This window comes from Streptococcus mitis (genome assembly GCF_002096855.1).
Classification (GTDB): Bacteria; Bacillota; Bacilli; order Lactobacillales; family Streptococcaceae; genus Streptococcus; species Streptococcus mitis_Y.
The window spans coordinates 1-17,437 of the sequence record NZ_NCVH01000030.1 but is presented as its reverse complement, the minus strand read 5'-3'; the positions used below and the strand labels follow the sequence as shown (position 1 = coordinate 17,437).

Annotated in this window: 16 protein-coding genes; all 16 read right to left on the bottom strand. The window is 40.9% G+C overall.

Going from position 1 to position 17,437, the window contains the following annotated elements; genetic code table 11:
• Nucleotides 1-88 precede the first annotated feature (88 nt).
• Nucleotides 89-1,531: an amidophosphoribosyltransferase gene (purF, locus tag B7698_RS04145; protein ID WP_084864740.1), complete on the bottom strand. Its 1,443-nt coding sequence runs from the start codon at nucleotides 1,529-1,531 to the stop codon at nucleotides 89-91.
• Nucleotides 1,532-1,624: 93 nt separating this feature from the next.
• The gene (locus B7698_RS04140) at nucleotides 1,625-5,350 is read right to left on the bottom strand and encodes a phosphoribosylformylglycinamidine synthase (RefSeq protein WP_084864739.1); all 3,726 of its coding nucleotides are present in this window, start codon (nucleotides 5,348-5,350) and stop codon (nucleotides 1,625-1,627) included.
• A gap of 56 nt (nucleotides 5,351-5,406) precedes the next feature.
• Entirely contained in the window at nucleotides 5,407-5,550 is a 144-nt protein-coding gene (locus B7698_RS10455) for a phosphoribosylaminoimidazolesuccinocarboxamide synthase (protein WP_079211609.1), read from the bottom strand.
• A gap of 1 nt (nucleotide 5,551) precedes the next feature.
• Entirely contained in the window at nucleotides 5,552-6,259 is a 708-nt protein-coding gene (purC, locus tag B7698_RS04130) for a phosphoribosylaminoimidazolesuccinocarboxamide synthase (protein WP_000043282.1), read from the bottom strand.
• Nucleotides 6,260-6,534: 275 nt separating this feature from the next.
• Entirely contained in the window at nucleotides 6,535-7,884 is a 1,350-nt protein-coding gene (comB, locus tag B7698_RS04125; protein ID WP_084864738.1) for a competence pheromone export protein ComB, read from the bottom strand.
• 12 nt (nucleotides 7,885-7,896) lie between these two features.
• Complete coding sequence (comA, locus tag B7698_RS04120) at nucleotides 7,897-10,050, bottom strand: peptide cleavage/export ABC transporter ComA (protein WP_084864737.1); 2,154 nt, start codon at nucleotides 10,048-10,050, stop codon at nucleotides 7,897-7,899.
• Nucleotides 10,051-10,483: 433 nt separating this feature from the next.
• On the bottom strand, nucleotides 10,484-10,663 hold the full coding sequence (locus B7698_RS10290) for a hypothetical protein (protein ID WP_049515845.1): 180 nt from the start codon (nucleotides 10,661-10,663) through the stop codon (nucleotides 10,484-10,486).
• Nucleotides 10,664-10,743: 80 nt separating this feature from the next.
• Nucleotides 10,744-10,959 carry a bacteriocin immunity protein gene (locus B7698_RS10335; protein ID WP_078934268.1) on the bottom strand — a complete coding sequence of 72 codons (216 nt, stop codon included), beginning with the start codon at nucleotides 10,957-10,959 and terminating at the stop codon, nucleotides 10,744-10,746.
• A gap of 3 nt (nucleotides 10,960-10,962) precedes the next feature.
• Nucleotides 10,963-11,118, bottom strand: a complete 156-nt coding sequence (locus B7698_RS04105; protein WP_000357248.1) for a smi_0061 family bacteriocin-like peptide — start codon at nucleotides 11,116-11,118, stop codon at nucleotides 10,963-10,965.
• Between the two features lie 213 nt (nucleotides 11,119-11,331).
• Complete coding sequence (locus B7698_RS04095) at nucleotides 11,332-11,529, bottom strand: class IIb bacteriocin, lactobin A/cerein 7B family (protein ID WP_049502335.1); 198 nt, start codon at nucleotides 11,527-11,529, stop codon at nucleotides 11,332-11,334.
• 33 nt (nucleotides 11,530-11,562) lie between these two features.
• Complete coding sequence (locus B7698_RS04090) at nucleotides 11,563-11,718, bottom strand: hypothetical protein (RefSeq protein WP_049499436.1); 156 nt, start codon at nucleotides 11,716-11,718, stop codon at nucleotides 11,563-11,565.
• A 10-nt stretch (nucleotides 11,719-11,728) separates the two neighbouring features.
• On the bottom strand, nucleotides 11,729-11,857 hold the full coding sequence (locus B7698_RS04085) for a smi_0059.1 family bacteriocin-like peptide (RefSeq protein ID WP_049499438.1): 129 nt from the start codon (nucleotides 11,855-11,857) through the stop codon (nucleotides 11,729-11,731).
• A gap of 372 nt (nucleotides 11,858-12,229) precedes the next feature.
• On the bottom strand, nucleotides 12,230-12,961 hold the full coding sequence (locus tag B7698_RS04080) for a response regulator transcription factor (RefSeq protein ID WP_070528204.1): 732 nt from the start codon (nucleotides 12,959-12,961) through the stop codon (nucleotides 12,230-12,232).
• Nucleotides 12,958-13,773 (bottom strand): GHKL domain-containing protein, encoded by an 816-nt coding sequence (locus tag B7698_RS10330; protein WP_239822585.1) that lies wholly within the window; start codon nucleotides 13,771-13,773, stop codon nucleotides 12,958-12,960. Before B7698_RS10330 ends, B7698_RS04080 begins: the two co-directional genes overlap by 4 nt.
• A gap of 730 nt (nucleotides 13,774-14,503) precedes the next feature.
• Nucleotides 14,504-15,682 carry an N-acetylmuramoyl-L-alanine amidase family protein gene (locus B7698_RS04070; protein WP_084864736.1) on the bottom strand — a complete coding sequence of 393 codons (1,179 nt, stop codon included), beginning with the start codon at nucleotides 15,680-15,682 and terminating at the stop codon, nucleotides 14,504-14,506.
• Between the two features lie 88 nt (nucleotides 15,683-15,770).
• A complete protein-coding gene (locus B7698_RS04065) occupies nucleotides 15,771-16,952 on the bottom strand; it encodes an N-acetylmuramoyl-L-alanine amidase family protein (RefSeq protein ID WP_084864735.1) in 1,182 nt (393 codons plus the stop codon).
• Nucleotides 16,953-17,437: the final 485 nt, after the last annotated feature.

The window sequence follows — 17,437 nt, the reverse complement described above, 5'->3', positions numbered from 1 at the left end:
TAAGCATTTAGTCAGTAGTGAGACGTGGGGCATAAGCATTCTTATTTGTCATCTATTTGTTACTTTTTTTTAATGGAAAATCTGTCATCTATTTGTAAAAACTGGTCTTTTCTTCCAAACTTCTACGATAATCTTCTTCATAGTCATAGAGAGGTGTTGGGTAGTCACCGTCAAAGTAAGCGACACAGAGACCACCATTCGGCGCATCTGTTTCGATGCCGATAGAATCAATCAAGCCATCAATCGAAAGATAGGTCAGACTATCCGCACCAATGATTTGGCAGGTTTCTTCTACCGTATGATTGGCCGCAATCAGCTCCTGACGCGTCTGGATATCAATCCCGTAGAAACATGGATAAGCTAGCGCTGGACTACCAATAGCAACGTGAACTTCAGAAGCCCCCGCTTCTTTCAAGAGCTGAACGATACGGCGAGAGGTTGTCCCACGAACAATGGAATCATCAATCATCACCACACGTTTTCCTTTAACGACACCCGAAACGGCTGATAGCTTCATCCGCACCCCTTGCTCACGCAATTCTTGAGTCGGTTGGATAAAGGTGCGTTGCGTGTATTGGTTTTTGATCAGACCCATTTCATTTGGCAGACCAGATTCTTCTGCAAATCCCATAGCTGCGCTCAGCGAGGAATTTGGCACACCGACCACAATATCTGCTTCGTGCTTGAACTCACGCGCTAATTGAGCCCCCATACGTTTACGTGCCGTATGAACATTGACACCATGAATGTTAGAATCAGGGCGGGCAAAATAGATATACTCCATAGAACAGATTGCTAACTGAGTATCATCTGTATAGCTATCATACTGGATTCCCTTGTCATCAATGATCACAATCTCACCTGGCTTCAAATCACGAATCCATTCAGCACCAATAACCTCAAAAGCACAGGTTTCAGAGGAAACAACCACCGCTCCGTTGGCCATTTTCCCGATAGAAAGCGGACGGAAACCATTGGGGTCAAGAGCCGCAATCAACTTGTCCTCAAACAGCAGGATATAAGCAAATCCACCTTTGACAAGGCTAAGCGCCTCTTTGATTTTGCCCATCAAGTTGGGATTGTGACTCCGACGAATGAGGTGAGCCAAGATTTCTGAGTCCGAAGTTGAACTGAAAATTGCTCCTCTTTGTTCCAATTCTTTCTTGAGAGAGGCTGCATTGGTCAAGTTTCCGTTATGAGCAAGTCCAAACTGCATATCATGAAAGCGGAAGAGGAAGGGCTGGATGTTATCCACAGAAGCTTCGCCAGCAGTCGCATAACGCACATGCCCAATCGCGCTCGTTCCAGTTAGTTTATCCAAATTAGCTGGATTTCTGAACACTTCTGATAAAAGCCCCATATCACGATGACGCTTCAATTGCCCCTGATCATTGGAGAGGATTCCTGCCCCCTCCTGACCACGGTGCTGAAGGCTGTGGAGACCAAAATAGGTCAATTTAGCAGCATCTGGATGCCCCCAGATACCGAAAACACCACATTCTTCATTAAGAGATTTTACTTCGTATGTCATTTTTTATACCTAATTTTTATTTGTGTAGCACCAAGAGTTAAATCTACATGACTTTTACATTACTGATACTATCTATTAGAAAATCTGCAAGTCTTATTTTCCAGTGAAATATTTAACCGCTGACGCGAACAGGTGCTGGTCTTTATTTCCTGGGATGTTTTGGAAAAGACCGTCTTCATAACGTTCTGAGTGGCCCATCTTACCGATGATTTGGCCGTTCTTGCTGGTAATTCCTTCGATGGCATGGACAGAACCATTCGGATTGTACTTAGAATCCATGCTAGGTTTGCCTTCGAAATCAACGTATTGGCTGAAGATTTGTCCATTGTCACGGAGTTCAGCGAATTCCTCAGCCGTCACGACAAACTTCCCTTCACCGTGCGAAACAGGAATAGCGTGGATATCGCCCACTTCTACTCCAGCCAACCATGGCGAGTTGGTATTGGCAATCCGAGTTTCCACCATCTTGGCCACGTGTTGGTTGGCATCATTGTAGAAGAGGGTTGGGCTAGTACTTTTGGCATCTTCAAAGTTCCCGTATGGAAGAAGACCTGATTTGACCAAAGCCTGGAATCCATTACAGATACCGATAATCAAGCCACTACGAGCGATAAAGCTATCAATAGCTACACGCACTTTTTCATTAAGAAGAATATTGACAATAAACTTGGCTGAACCATCTGGCTCGTCCGCAGCTGAAAATCCACCTGCAAAGAAAAGGATATTAGCCTTGCCGATGTTGTCAACCATGGTTTCAACCGACTTGACAATGGCTTCTTCATTCAAGGTCACAAATGGCACTAAGTTGACCTCTGCACCTTCTTTTTCGAAAGCCTTAGCTGAGTCATATTCTGAGTTAGTTCCTGGGAAGACTGGGATATAGACCACAGGTTTTTCAACCTTTTCTTTTGCTTTAATCACAACATCTGATACCACAGCTGGTACTTTAGCAAGTTCTTTGGCTTGAGCAAATTCTGTTGGATAAACTTCTTCCAATTTGCCTTGGAAAGCACTGTCAAGCTTGTGTCCATCTAGCTTCACACCGTTGACAAGGAGTGTAAAGTCTGCACTTGTTTGTCCAATCTTCTCTACTCCAGCAATTTCTTCAGGCGATGTGAAGACAAATCCGCCCAATTGTGCTATCAAAGAACTTTCAAGTTCAGACAAGGTCACCTCTGCACCGATATGATTTCCAAAGGTAGCAAGAGCCAAACTTTCAACCACACCGCCGTATTTGACAGCCGATGCAGATGTTACTTTGTGAGCCTTTTGAAGGGCTTCAAACTGAGCAAAGTTAGACTTAATCAAGTCAAAATCAATTTCTGCAGAGAGGGCTTGACCTGGGATGTAGTAGATATTTTCACCAGCAGTTTTGAACTCTGGAGAGAGGACCTTACGGCTATCTGCCGTCGTCACCCCAAAAGCGACCAAGGTTGGTGGCACTGTCAATTCTTCAAAAGTACCAGACATAGAGTCCTTACCACCGATAGATGGCAAACCAAGCTGAATCTGTGCTTCGATAGAACCTAGAAGCGCTGCTACTGGCTGACCAAAACGCTCAGCTTGTTTGTCCATGCGCTCGAAGTACTCTTGGTAAGAGAAGCGAGCCTTAGACCAGTTGGCACCAGCAGCAACCAAACGAGCAGTTGCTTCGATCACCGCATAGGCAGCACCGTGGTATGGAGACCATTCTGCTACATAAGGGTTGAAACCTTGAGCCATGACTGACGCAGTATGAGTCACACCGTGTTGAACTGGCAATTTCTGCACAGATGCCTCAGTTGGTGTGAGTTGGTAACGACCACCAAGTGGGTGATTGACCGTTGAGCGTCCAACAGAGCAGTCAAAGATAGTCTGTAATCCTTTTTGACTCGCATGGTTGAGGTCAGATAGAACCGTAAGGGTATCTGCTTCAAGTGTGTCAGCAGATGTTTGACGTTCTTCTGGGAGTTTTACATTCTTGTCCACAACTTTGGCATCGACAACCACACGCACACCATTGGTATCAAGGAAGCGACGCTCCAAATCAACGATGGTTTCGCCATTCCAGTGCATAACAAGATTTGGTTTTTCAGTCACTGTCGCAACGACAACAGCATCAATATTTTCTTTATTACATTCAGCAACGAAGGTGTCTACATCTTCTGGACGAACCACTACGGCCATCCGTTCTTGAGATTCAGAGATGGCAATTTCTGTACCATTCAAACCTTGGTATTTCAATGGCACTTTGTCTAGATCAATTTCAAGACCATCTGCCAATTCACCGATGGCGACACAGACACCACCAGCACCAAAGTCATTTGATTTCTTGATCAGACGTGTTACTTCCCCATTGCGGAAAAGGCGCTGAATCTTGCGTTCTTCGATGGCATTCCCCTTTTGAACCTCAGCTCCAGCAGTCTCTACAGACTCAACTGTTTGAACCTTAGAAGAACCTGTCGCACCACCGACACCATCACGTCCAGTCTTGCCACCGAGGAGGATAATGACATCTCCCGCTTCCGGTTTTTCACGAACCACATTTTCCTTTGGAGCTGCACCAACAACGGCACCAAGCTCCATACGTTTAGCAACAAATCCTGGGTGGAAGTACTCACGAACATAGGTCGTTGCAAGCCCAATCTGGTTACCGTATGAAGAATAACCATGAGCCGCTGTTTTAGAAATAACCTGTTGTGGCAATTTCCCAGCACGCGTTTCCGAAATCGGTGCTGTAATATCTCCAGCCCCTGAGATACGCATAGCTTGGTAAACATATGAGCGACCTGATAATGGGTCACGAATGGCTCCACCGATACAGGTAGCAGCCCCACCAAATGGCTCAATTTCCGTTGGGTGGTTGTGAGTTTCGTTCTTGAACATGAGGAGCCATGGCTCTTTCACACCATCAACGTCCACTTCGATTTCTATTGAGCAAGCATTGATTTCATCTGACACTTCCATGTCATCCAAACGTCCATTAGCACGCTCATATCGACCGAAAATAGTAGCCATATCCATCAAGGTTTGCGGTTTTTCCGTACGTCCCAACTCATCACGCATGGCAATATACTTGTCATATGTTGACTGCAATTGCTTTTGGAATTTAGAAGCTGAGAAATCAATCTGTTTCAACTCTGTCTCAAAAGTCGTGTGACGGCAGTGGTCAGACCAGTAAGTATCCAAAACCTTGAGTTCTGTTTCCGTTGGCACGCGCCCGATTGACTTGAAATAGTCTTGGATAAAGAGCAAATCATCCACTTCCATGGCCATCCCTTGTTTAGCCTTGTAGCGAGCAAAGTCTTCTGCTGTATAGCTTTCAAAGAAAGTCAATTTGGGAATAGTCTTGTCTGACGCAGAAAATTCCTGCTTGGCAATCCCTGTCGTGATATCCTTGAAACGAGAATCAACTGGATTAAGCAAGTAGTTTTTGACCGCTTCTAACTCAGTCGCATCAATATCTTTATTGACCAAATAAAGTTGGGCTGTATTAACTGTCACATCACTCGAACTTCCCAGCAAAAGCAAGGCTTCCTGTGAAGAAGCTGCACGTTGGTCAAATTGCCCAGGTAGGCTTTCAATAGCAAAGAAAGCATAGTTAGCCAGATCCGCCTGTACAGCAACTTCATCCCAGACGTGGTCTGTCACCTGCTCAGAGAAAATGTGTTTCTCTGCAGGTGCAAACAGGTCCTCTGCCAAGTCAAATACATCATAAACTTGCACGATGCGAATACTTTTCAAAGTTGAAAGCCCCAAGTTATGCTGGAGTTCTCTCACCAAACTCTCTGACTTGACCTGAAAATCAGCCTTTTTTTCAACAAAAATACGTTTATCCATCAATCCTTATTCCTCTATTTCAGCTCTTGCAATGTTCCCAAACGACCTTGAGGTTGTTATTTCAATTCTTGCAACTTTTCCCAAACAATCTCGTAAACGTCTGTTAGTTCGCCCAATCCTCTACGGAGTGAAAAGGTCTGGGGGACCTTTTCAGCCTGAGTTCTTTTAGTTGAGAGACGAAGGTTTTCCGTTGCAAACAGATTATTTCAAACCTTGCAACTTCTCCCAAACAACTTCATAAACATCGGTTAATTCACCTAGTCCCCTACGGAAAACATCCTTATCCATGTGGTTGCCATCCGCATCCCACAAGCGACAGTTATCTGGTGAAAATTCATCTGCTAAGATAATCTTGCCATCCTTGTCAAAACCGAACTCTAGCTTAAAGTCAATCAACTTGAGGCCAATCTCAGCAAACCAGCCTTTCAAGAGTTCATTGATTCGACGAGTTTCTTCCTTCAAGTAGGCGATTTGCTGGTCATCCGCAATCTGTAGGAATTTCACATGCTCATCATTGATAAATGGATCATCCAAATCATCATTTTTATAGTAAAATTCGACAATCGGAGTCTCAAATGCGATTCCCTCATCCACACCAAAACGTTTTGAAAAGGAACCAGCAGTATAGTTGCGGAGCACGACTTCCAAAGGAATGATTTCCACCTTTTTATTGAGTTGTTCCGTATCTGAAAGCTTCTCCACAAAGTGAGTCGCCACACCAGCCGCATTTAATTTCTCAAAAATAAAAGATGAAATCTGATTATTCAAGACTCCCTTACCTGCAATCTGCTCCTTCTTGACACCATTGAAAGCAGTCGCCTGATCCTTGTAAGTTGAAATAATAAGATTTTCATCCTCAGTTGTATAGATATCTTTAGCTTTTCCCGAATAGATCAATTGTTTTGACATTTTAAAGTTCGCCTTTCGTATTACTTGAGCACATTCTACCATAAAAAACCTAAAATTACAAGAATTTAACCGAATAAATAACGTAGCAACTTCAAAAATCATAAATAAAAAACTGCAAGAAGAATTTTTCTCACAGTTTTAAAATCATTTAATACTCTTCGAAAATCAAATTCAAACCGCGTCAACGTCGCCTTGCCGTACTCAAGTACAGCCTGCGGCTAGTTTTCTAGTTTGCTCTTTGATTTTCATTGAGTATAACTCTAAAAACACGAACATTACTCTTTGTTCAAAAACTGATCCAAATAATAACGTAGGTAACTTTTCTTACCCGTAATCATCTGCAGACGACCTTCCACCCCGTACCGAAGTTTTTCAGCCTGCTCCGAAGTTAGGTCAGTCTCCGCCTCAATTTTAAAGAAATTCCCTTTTTCAGTCTTGGTAGCTGTCGCATCAATACTTGTAATAGTAGAATCTAGGAAAATTTGATTCTTGGCATCATGAGTCGTAGTATAGCGAACAGAATCACCGACCTTGATCCTTGCTACATCCTTTGAACTGAGATAAGCTGTTAGTTTGGCTTTCCCTTCTTTTTCCAAGGACGGATAGAGTTGGGCTAGTAGGGCACCTTCTGCTACCATGCTAGAATCACTGGTCTCAGGATTAAGATGAAGCACCCCATCCTCACTCGCCGTAATTTTCTCCTTGTCTAAAAGATTTCCCTGTACCTTCTTACCTGACTCCACCTCCAAGATTTTCTGGTCTAGAAGGGTCAATTCCTGACCAACCTTAGCCAAATGTTGGGATTTAAGGGACTCTAATTGACTACTTAAACCAGACGCATAGGCTTGCTGGGTACCTGAACCTGCATACTGAACACGGTAAGTAGCAAGACTAGATTCTAACTGAGAAAGCTGTGCTTCAACCTGCGCAACAGCCTGGGCCTTAGCTTGCGGATTTTCCTCGACCTGAGACTTGTAGGACTGGTAGAGAGAGTAGGCTAGATTCTGACTGGCCAAGGAAGCACCTGTTTCAATAGCTGACTTAGCTGTCTGGTAATCGCGAATTTTAGCCTCTGTTTGACTGATGAGATTGCCGATTTCGGCTTGGGTTTGGCTAGCTGCTGCATTCTGGGACGCGATAGTCTCATTTTGTTGCGATGTACTAGCCCTAAGACTGCCCGCTTGGCTGAGGTAGTCGCGAAAGGTGGCTTGGTAGCCAAATTTATCCTCCTCTGGAAAGTGGTTCTCCCCTTCTTGCAGGCTCTTTTGCAAATACTCCAATTGCTTTTTTTGATCCTTAAGCATGTCCAACTGACTAGCATAGGCCTCTGCTTGGATACCCTCTGCCCCTTCTTGATATTGAACCAACAGTTCTCCCTTTTTAACCAGCTTACTTTCTTCCAAATGATTGACAAGAATACGATTGTTGCTAGTTGACTGGATATTTGCAAGGATACGACTAGGCTCGACAGTAGCTCTAGTAGACATACTCATCTCCTTCTCTGCCAAAGTTGCAAAGCCAAGTAAAAACACGAGCAGAAGGAACATGGGGACAATCACCCGACTGGAAAAATTATGGTAACGACGATTATAAAACTCCGCACTTTCTAAAAATTCTGGTTTCATCCTCTCCTCTTTCTAGCTATTGACCAAATGGGCGTAAAAACCACCCTGTGCAAGCAAATCAGCATGATTTCCTTCTTCAACAATCTTGCCCTGATCCAAGACAACAACCTTCTCTGTCCGCTCAGCAATGGTCAAGCGGTGAGCGATGAAAATCAAGGTCTTATCTAAAGCCATAAGATTATCGACAATTCGCTTCTCTGTCAGAATATCCAAACTGCTGGTCGCCTCATCCAAAATCAAGACCGGCGCATCTGTCAAGAGAGCACGCGCCAGAGCAATTCTCTGACGTTGACCACCTGAGATCCCTGCCCCATCCGAAGTCAATTCTGTCTGGTAATTCAGTGGCATCCGCTCAATATCCTCCCGAATCTCTGCCAATTCGACCGCCCGTAAGATATCTTCCTGTGTCGTCCCCTCCTTAGCTCCCAAAAGAAGATTCTCCAAAATCGTTCCGTTAAAGACATAGGGCTGTTGAGGCAGATAGTTGATATACTGGCGCAAGGCCTTTTTATCAATCTGATTGAGATTGACACCACCCAGACTAATCTCTCCCTGACTTGGGTCGTAAAAATTAACCATCATCTTGGCCAAGGTCGTCTTGCCTGACCCCGAAATCCCCACAAAAGCCACCTTAGAACCTTGGGGAATGGTCAAATTGATATCCGACAAGACGTCTCGACCATAGCCATACTTATAGGAAACCTGCTTGAAAGTCATCTCTCCCTTCATCAAGCTCAAATCCTCAACTGTTTTCTTCTCCTCAAACTCAGAAGCTACCAGATAAACCTCATTGAGACGATTGTTGGCAACCTGCGCTGTTTGAAGTTTGGTTTGCAGGTTGATAATATTTTCCAAAGGATTGGTAAAGTAAACCAGCAAGGTATTATAGGTAATCAACTGCCCCAAACTCATCTTGCCATCCATGACCAGAACAGCCCCCATCCAGAGAATGCCGACATTGAGCAAGAGATGGGCAACTTTTTTCAGAGCCTTTTGCTGACTCTCTGCCCGACTATAGGTAAAGGATTTCTTCAGATAATCCACAAATTCCTTGTCAATTTTTTGGTAACGCTGACTTTCACTGGTCAAAGACTTGATAGTCTCAATACCATTGATGTCCTCGATGATAGAAGAAGACAGAACCGCATTGGCTTCCATGGTATCCCGATTCATCTTTTCAAACGGCTTCATAAAAGCAAAGATAATCACTGTGTAGATAGGCAGCGCCAATAAGGTCATGAAAAAGAGATTGGTATTTTGTGAAAATAAAACAAGGGAAATAATGACAACCGTTGACACATCTAGGAAAATCGAAAGAATGGTCGAAGCCAGCGCATCAATGATACTGTTAGCATCTGTAAAACGAGAAACGATTTCCCCTGTCCGACGTGTCGCAAAAAAGGACATAGGCAGGTGAAAAACATGTTTGATATAGGATAAAATCACGTCAATCGACAAGCGTTGCCCCAAAACAAGCAAGAGATACTCCTGAGCGTAAGACAAGATCTGCTGAAGAATATAAACAATCACCAGCCCAATAGAAATAATCCCCAGTGTCGAACGCATCTGATCTGGCACATAGGTATCAATGATAGACTGCAGATAATAAGAACCCACAATATTAATCAAGGTTACCAAGAGTGTCGCCAAAATGATATTTGCAATCAAGCCACGCTGCTTCACTAATATAGGGATAAAAGAGAACAGAACATTCTTTTGATCCTTATGAGGCTTGTAGTCTGGACTCGGTGCCATAAACAGAGTCACTCCTGTCCATTCTTCCGCAAAACGCTCACGTGGCAGTTTAGTCAACTTCACCCCGGGATCTGGATCGGCAATATGAATGCTGTCCTTATCCTGCCCAGTCACCACATAGTAGTGGAGCAATTTCCCTTCCTTAAGTACATGAGCAACAAAAGGAAAGGTCAAATCTGGCAAGTCAAAGAGCGTCATATCTGCCCTAATAGCTCGCGTCTCAAAGCCAATCTCCTCTGCCACCTTGACCAAGCCCAAGGCCGTCGTCCCATCTATGGTCGTCTTTGCCAATTCTCGTAAGTGAGCCAAAGAATAATAGCTACCATAGTAGCCAAAAACCATGGCTAATGAAGCTACACCGCAGTCCATCTGATCCACCTGCGGACGATAGTGACGTTTCCCAAATTTCATATTCATCTCCTTTTTTCTAAACTCATCTGATAATACCTATCTTACCCCAATCCCCAAACAAAAACTTGACTTCCTTCCCAAATGCGCCTATCTCCCTCCCAACTGCACTTTTGGGATAAAAAAATAGGCAGAACAAATGTCCTGCCTACTAAAAATATGGTATGAAAGGAAAGTGATTTTTTACTGACACCCTAGGCAAGCTTGGAACAAATAAATCATTGATAGTAACATTGTGACATCCTATTTATTACTTCAATTTCTAATGTCCCTGCTATTTCTAAGCCACCTCTGGTATGATCTATTCATAGTCAGAATAGATAACACCGTTCTAAATTACGATTCATAGTTACTCCTTTTAAACTCCATTGTGATGCATCCTTAGATTCTACCCCAGCCATTTTTCAGCGAAGGCTAACAAGTCATTCTTAACTGTTCACCCTACTTGCTTTTTATTGGCCTTATATCCTAGATAAAAGAGCCCAAATAAAACAGGGTAAATTTCTAGATAAAATAGGGTATTGATCGGATTTTTCAAAATCAAATACGTTGCGATGTAGATTATGAGCGATACGATAAAATAACCCTCAGCGAAGCCTAATAAAAATGTTTTCAAGCTAGACTCCTATTTACCTGACAAGAATGGCGGAAAAACGCTACCATTCTCATTCACAAAATCCTTTTGATTCATGTTCTTCATTTATAGTTTTGATTATTTTTTGACAAATCTTTGCGAAAAATACCAAAATATCCTGCGAAAAGCAAACCAACTAAAGTCCATTGCCAATTAAAGGATACTAACGAACCTGTACGAATCACATGAAGCGCGACATTAAGAGTTATTCCCAACAAAGGACATATCGTGGCTAATTTAGGTAACAATGTATTGAGATTAAGATTGCGACTGTTCATTATCTAACGCCCACGACGAGCCAAATCTGAACCAAATGTGTAACCAGCCCCAAATGCGCCAAATGCAATAGCACTTAGGCCAAATATAATCGAAATAGGTTCAATTCCTCCTTCAATTACTTGCAAATCTTTCTCATCAACTACTTGAAATTTATCCATTCTTTTCTCCTTTACTTCTATATAATAAAATGAATACCATTAAAAACAATGAAATTGTTGGTATATTAAAATCATCAAACCATGTAGGTAAGGGTAGCTTATTCACATCAGCTACCAACCTGATAATTGTATAAGATATTGAACTAAGTAATACCATAAGCTCAGGCCAAATCTTCAGCATTAATTTAACAAATCTCATATATAAATCCAAAATTATGGTCGATTAGCATAATATCCTGCAGCTATGCCTGCACCTGCTGAAGCTGTAGCAAGCGCAGCTACACCTCCAATTAATTTCCAACTAATAACTACACCACCAATAATAATTGGTGCAATTCCCCCATCTACATTCATCAACTCTTCTTCTGTAAGAGCTACAAAGTTCTGTTCCATTTTGTCAAAATTTGTCATCTTTTTCTCCTCTTATTCTATTTTTTCTAAATCTTATCCTCTAAAAAATGGAGTTCCAATAAATACACTACGTAACAATAGACCTGTAATTAAACCCCGTTGATAACTTTCCTTGCTACCACCCACCAGCAAGGCTAAGTCGCTTTCCTTTAATACTTCAATAGTACACTTATCATTCATTTCATTCATCGCTTATCCCCTAAAAACCTAAACCTCTACGAAATCCAACGTACCAATCTGCAAGTGTCTTCGTCCAATTTTCTCCACCTTGAATATCGGTCAATTCTTCCGAAGTCAGCTCAACAAATCCATAATAATGTTCTTTCATTATTTTATTCCTTTCTTTTTTCCCTCTCACTTATCTATTCGAAAAACAATCCGAAAATGAACAACTAAATTAAATTTTATTTAAAAAATAATTTAATGAACCACGGATACAAGATTGGTAGATACATAAACCAGGCTCCTTTCCTTTTCCTCTTACTTATCTATTCGAAAAACAATTCGAAAATAAACAACTAAATCAAATTTTATTTAAAAAATAATTTAATAAACCACGGATACAAGATTGGTAGATACATGAACTAGGCTCCTTTCCTTTTCCTCTTACTTATCTATTCGAAAAAGAAGTCAAAAAAATAAGAATATCAGAAAATTTTCCGACATTCTTATTGATAATTTGATTCAAGTCTAACAGATATTAGACATTGAGATGTTTTTTAAGAGTTCTTCTGGCTGTTCGTGATACGGGGAAGTGCAAGCCTTCTAACAGGGTCACTTCTGTCGCAGTCATCTCTTCAATGGCATGTAAACTGACCAACGTATTGCGATTGGCATAGACAAAGTAATCTTTTTCAGCCTTAGCAGCGATATCCTTGAGACTGCCATAAATGGTCTTGATAGAATGATTGGCATAATAGACCTTGATACGATGGGATTCCACTGAGGTTTCAAAGGCTAAAATCTCATGGTAGGGCAGAGTAAAGCCCCGTCTTCCCTCAAAACTATAGGTGAAGAGACGCATATTTTCCCTCTTGTCCACTGCCAGTACATAGTCCAGACAGCGCTCCAGCTGATGACGGTAATTCTCCTCAGGCTGATCCTTGGAAATAAAATCCAAGGCAGACAAGTGATAGCGAAAAGCTAGAGGCAAGGCCTCCGAGTGCGTGGACACAAAGACAATGCTTGTAAAAGGATCCCGCTCCCGAACCTGTTGAGCAACCTGAAAACCCCGTTCACGCTCTCCATCAATCTCTAAATCTAATAAATAGAGCTGGTAATGGTCAAAATACTGTGAATACTTTTCAACGTCTCCATAGTTTTTGGCAATATCAATTTCCAATCTCAAATTGCGAGAGCGACCAATATCTAGTAAAGTCTGCTCTATACGCCCCTGCTGGACTCTGTCGTCTTCTAAAACTAAAATTCTCATTCCTCTCCCTCTCGTTTCTCATCCTTAAATGGCAATTCTAAATCTTGTCTAAAGGTCGTCTCTCCTAGCTGGGTATCTAAGTTTAAATCATAATGAAAAACCATGTCCTCCAAGGTTGCCAAGCCCAGTCCACTGTGGTTTCCCTTGGTAGAGTAACCCTTTTGACTGAGAATGCTGGGATTCAATTCTTCTTTCTTACGAGTGTTTTCAATGATAAAACGGACACTCCTATCACCTGCCAACAAAGCAACCCGAATCTGCGGATTTTCAGCCTCACTGGCTGCCTCTAAGGCATTTGTCGTGAGGATAGAAAGGATACGGATAGCCTCCAACATAGGCAAAGCCAGCTCTTCTACGACCCCCACCGTCTCCAAACTAAAATGAATCCCCTGATTATCTGCCACAATCATGGCTTTTGCCAAGGTATTGCGAATAGCTATATCATGGATATTGTGGAGATTAAAGGCCGTGTAATCCGCCTTCCTCAGCTTTTCATTTGTCTTTAGAAAGACATCTTGATAAATGGTAGACACCTCAGCCATATCTTGATTCGCTATAGCAGGCTCCATGCTAGCGACAATTCCTGCAAAATCATGACGGAAACCTCGAACCTCATCATAGAGATGACCCAGCTTATCCACCATCCCTTGCAAGGAACGATTTTCATCTTCCTGTCTCTGAATGGTTTGCTCATCACGATAAACCTGCTCCAAATGCTTGATATAAAAGAGCCAAGAGAAAAAGAGAATGAAAATCAGGAGAGAAATGGTTGTGTCAAAACGAACGTAGAAAGAACTATTTCTATTGGTCATAAACGAAGAGAATATCCTAAATCCAGTCAGAGGTAGAATAATGAAAAAACTCTTATGATAGTGGGTTTTGAAAGCATCTGAAAAAAATAAATCCAAATCCAAAGACCAACGCTTCATAATTTTACAACATAGAAATATTGATAATAAATCAAATATAGATATATATAGCGTCGAAAACTCATCTAAAAACAACCAGCTCTCACCAGATAATATACGAAGCCAGATTGTCACAAATAAATAACGAATACTTTGAAAGAAGAGAAAAAGATATAGAGAAAGAAAAAGAGCTTCTACTTTTCTCTTATGCAATACGAGTAAAAAAATACAGTAAAAGAAGAGAAGGATTCCTATATGAAATAATTCTCCAAATGTTTGACGAGTGGATAAACTAATGAAAAATACAATGATCCAATAACGTTTTTTATAAAATTCTGGGGAAATTTGAGCGCCCAAATAAATAGTAGGCACCATGGTTGAAACGACTACCAACAGAATATATAGCACAGAAGCTAAGAATTCTAAAATAATCATAGAATAAAACGACTCCTAATTTATTTAAGCGAAATAATATTTATCTCCCCGATACAACTCTCTAGTTTTTCATACTTTCTGAAAAACGATAAATCCACAAAAGGCTTTAGTTTCTTTTAAAATACAAGAAATCTAAAGCCTCTTGAAAATGATTTGCACGTTTTATTTTTTATATTCGTTGTGAAGATTGCTTATCTATTTATTTTACCACAAGAACCTTGTAATATTCATACTTATTTGGCTGTGTAATCTTAATTTTTTGACCATAGAAACCATCGATTTCTTTGTCAAAATAATCTGAAAACCTTGATGGCAAGCGTTTCATCTTAAGAACCTCACCAGATTGGTCTGCATATACAAGGAAATGATAGTGGGTTGTAGCCATACCATCATCAATCAGTACAAAGTAACCTGTTTTGAGCTTACCTTGTCCATTATCTAAATAGTATAGTTTATTGTTATTGATTGTGAAGTTATCAAATCGAAGTCGTACACCTGGGTCTTCTAGATAAAGATCATTGCCAACTTTTTTGATTTCTGATCTAGTTGTCATCTCTGGAAGTGGTAATACTCTACGACCATCTGCTCCAAAGTAATATCGACCTGGTAGATTTTGGAAATTACGAATGACAGCTTTAGGATCAATTTCTTGTCCTTCTTCTTTATTATCTACTAAAGCTAAGGTTGTATTTGCAACCTCATCCCCATATTTGTCGGAAAACTTCTTGAACTCAGGTTTGATGTACCAAGTGTTTTTATCCACGATAATATCAGTAAAGTTATTTCCGTCAAATTTTGCTTTAATCAGATATTCATATCCATCGCCTAAACGAACAATGTCACCATGTTTATAAGGGCTATTTTGTAAAGTGAACATATGGCCATCCTTGCTGAGAATATAGCCTGTCCCATCACTAGAATTTACAACTCTATCAGAGGCCATTGCACCTGATTGTTCAAAATAATACCAATTACCATCTATGAACACCCAACCTGTCTGCATAGAACCACTAAAATGAAGATAGTACCAAGTAGACCCTTCTTTGTACCAACCTGTACGCATGGCGCCACTATCTGCTAGGGAATACCATGTGCTACCTTCCTTGTACCAGCCAGTACGCATAGCCCCACTATCTGCTAGTGAGTACCAGGTATTGCCGTCTTTAAGCCAGCCTGTCTGCATTTTACCAGAACCATCGAAGTGATACCAAGAGCCAGCATTTTGTACCCATTTATTTTTAGCTAAGCTTCCATCTTGAGAAAGATTCCAGTCAGCGCCATTTTTAACCCAAGTATCTGCAGCCTGTGCTTGATTGATTGACAAAAGCAGACCAGCACCTGCAAGCAAACCAAGTGTAAGTAGTTTAGATTTTTTCATAGCCATTTCCTCCTATTCTATAGCGAAATGAACATGACTTCCTAGTAAACAAAGCTGTTCGATTTTTCGTTTTACTCTGTCAGACGTCTTATTTCACAACAGAAACATTTCCTGTCTTACTATCGATTTTAACAGTTTGACCGTAGAAACCGTCAATTTCTTTATTAAGATAATCTGAAATTCCTGTTGGCAATCGTTTCATTTTAAGAATTTCACCAGATTGGTCTGCATAAACAAGAATATGATAGTGATGATAGCTTGGTCTATCATCAATCAATGCAAAATAACCTGTTTTGAGTTTGCCATTAGCACCATCTAAATAGTATAGTTTATTATTATTGATTGTGAAGCTGGTAGCTCCAAGAAGAAGTCGTGCACCCGGATTTTCTAGATAGACATCATTTCCAACTTTTTTAATCTCTGAATAGGTGGTCATTTCTGGTAAATTTGTTACGCGACGACCATCTGCCCCAAAGTAATACCTGTTTGGTATGTTTTGGAAATTTTTCACGACAGCTTTAGGATTAATTTCTTGTCCTTCTTCTGTATTATCTACTAAAGCCAACATCGTATTGGAAACTTTATCTCCATATTTATCAGAAAACTTCTTAAATTCAGGTTTTATGTACCAAGCATTTTTTTCAACAATGACTCCATCTTTTCTATGAATAAGATGATAATCATACCCATCAGACAAAGTAACAATATTTGTGATAATTGTATCATCCGCTTGAGATTGTTCAACCTGACTTGGGAGTTTGGTTAACAGATATCCATCCTTACCAATGACATAACTTTCCCCATCACTGGCTGGAACAGCTCTGTCTGCGACCATTGCACCTGATTTTTCAAAGTAAGACCATTGACCATTTGCAGTTGCCCATCCTGTTGCCATAGCGCCACTACCTTTGAGGTAGTACCAAGTAGACCCTTCTTTGTACCAACCAGTACGCATGGCGCCACTATCTGCTAGGGAGTACCATGTATTGCCTTCCTTGTACCAGCCAGTACGCATGGCGCCACTATCTGCTAGTGAATACCAAGTATTGCCGTCTTTGAGCCAGCCTGTCTGCATTTTACCAGAACCGTCAAAGTGGTACCAAGAGCCAGCATTTTGCACCCATTTGTTTTTAGCGAGACTGCCATCTTGTGAAAGATTCCAGTCAGCACCATTTTTTACCCAAGTATCTGCAGCCTGTGCTTGGTTGATAGATAAAAGTAGACCAGCACCTGCAAGCAAACCAAGTGTGAGTAGTTTAGATTTTTTCATAGCCATTTCCTCCTAAAATAGATAAATCCAAAGCAAGAAAATCAAATAGAAACGAAGTCAAAATAGAACTCCTAAAATTTCCAAGAACAAAAGATAGAGACTAGTTTATCAAAAGCACATAGCCATCACCTTCCCCCAACTATAAAATAAATCCTTTTTTATATCTACATTATAGTCCTGTAAAAAAGGAAAGTCAATTAAAATTGTGACTATATTAACATTTTTGTTTTAGCAGAAATCAATTGATATTTTCATTTGATCTTTATTTCTTATTTCCTTTTTGGAGATTGATTTTTCTGACTACATTATATCCTTTATTTGTTTTCATATCTCTCCTGTCCCTAGAAAGACTAAATTTGTTCCTAAACGGTCACTTGAATCAAAGAAAAAGGCTCTATAATATTTGTAGTGGGTAAATCCCCTATAGATCTTATGGAGCCTATTTTTGTGTAGAAAAAAAGTCCCATATGACCTATAATGAAAAG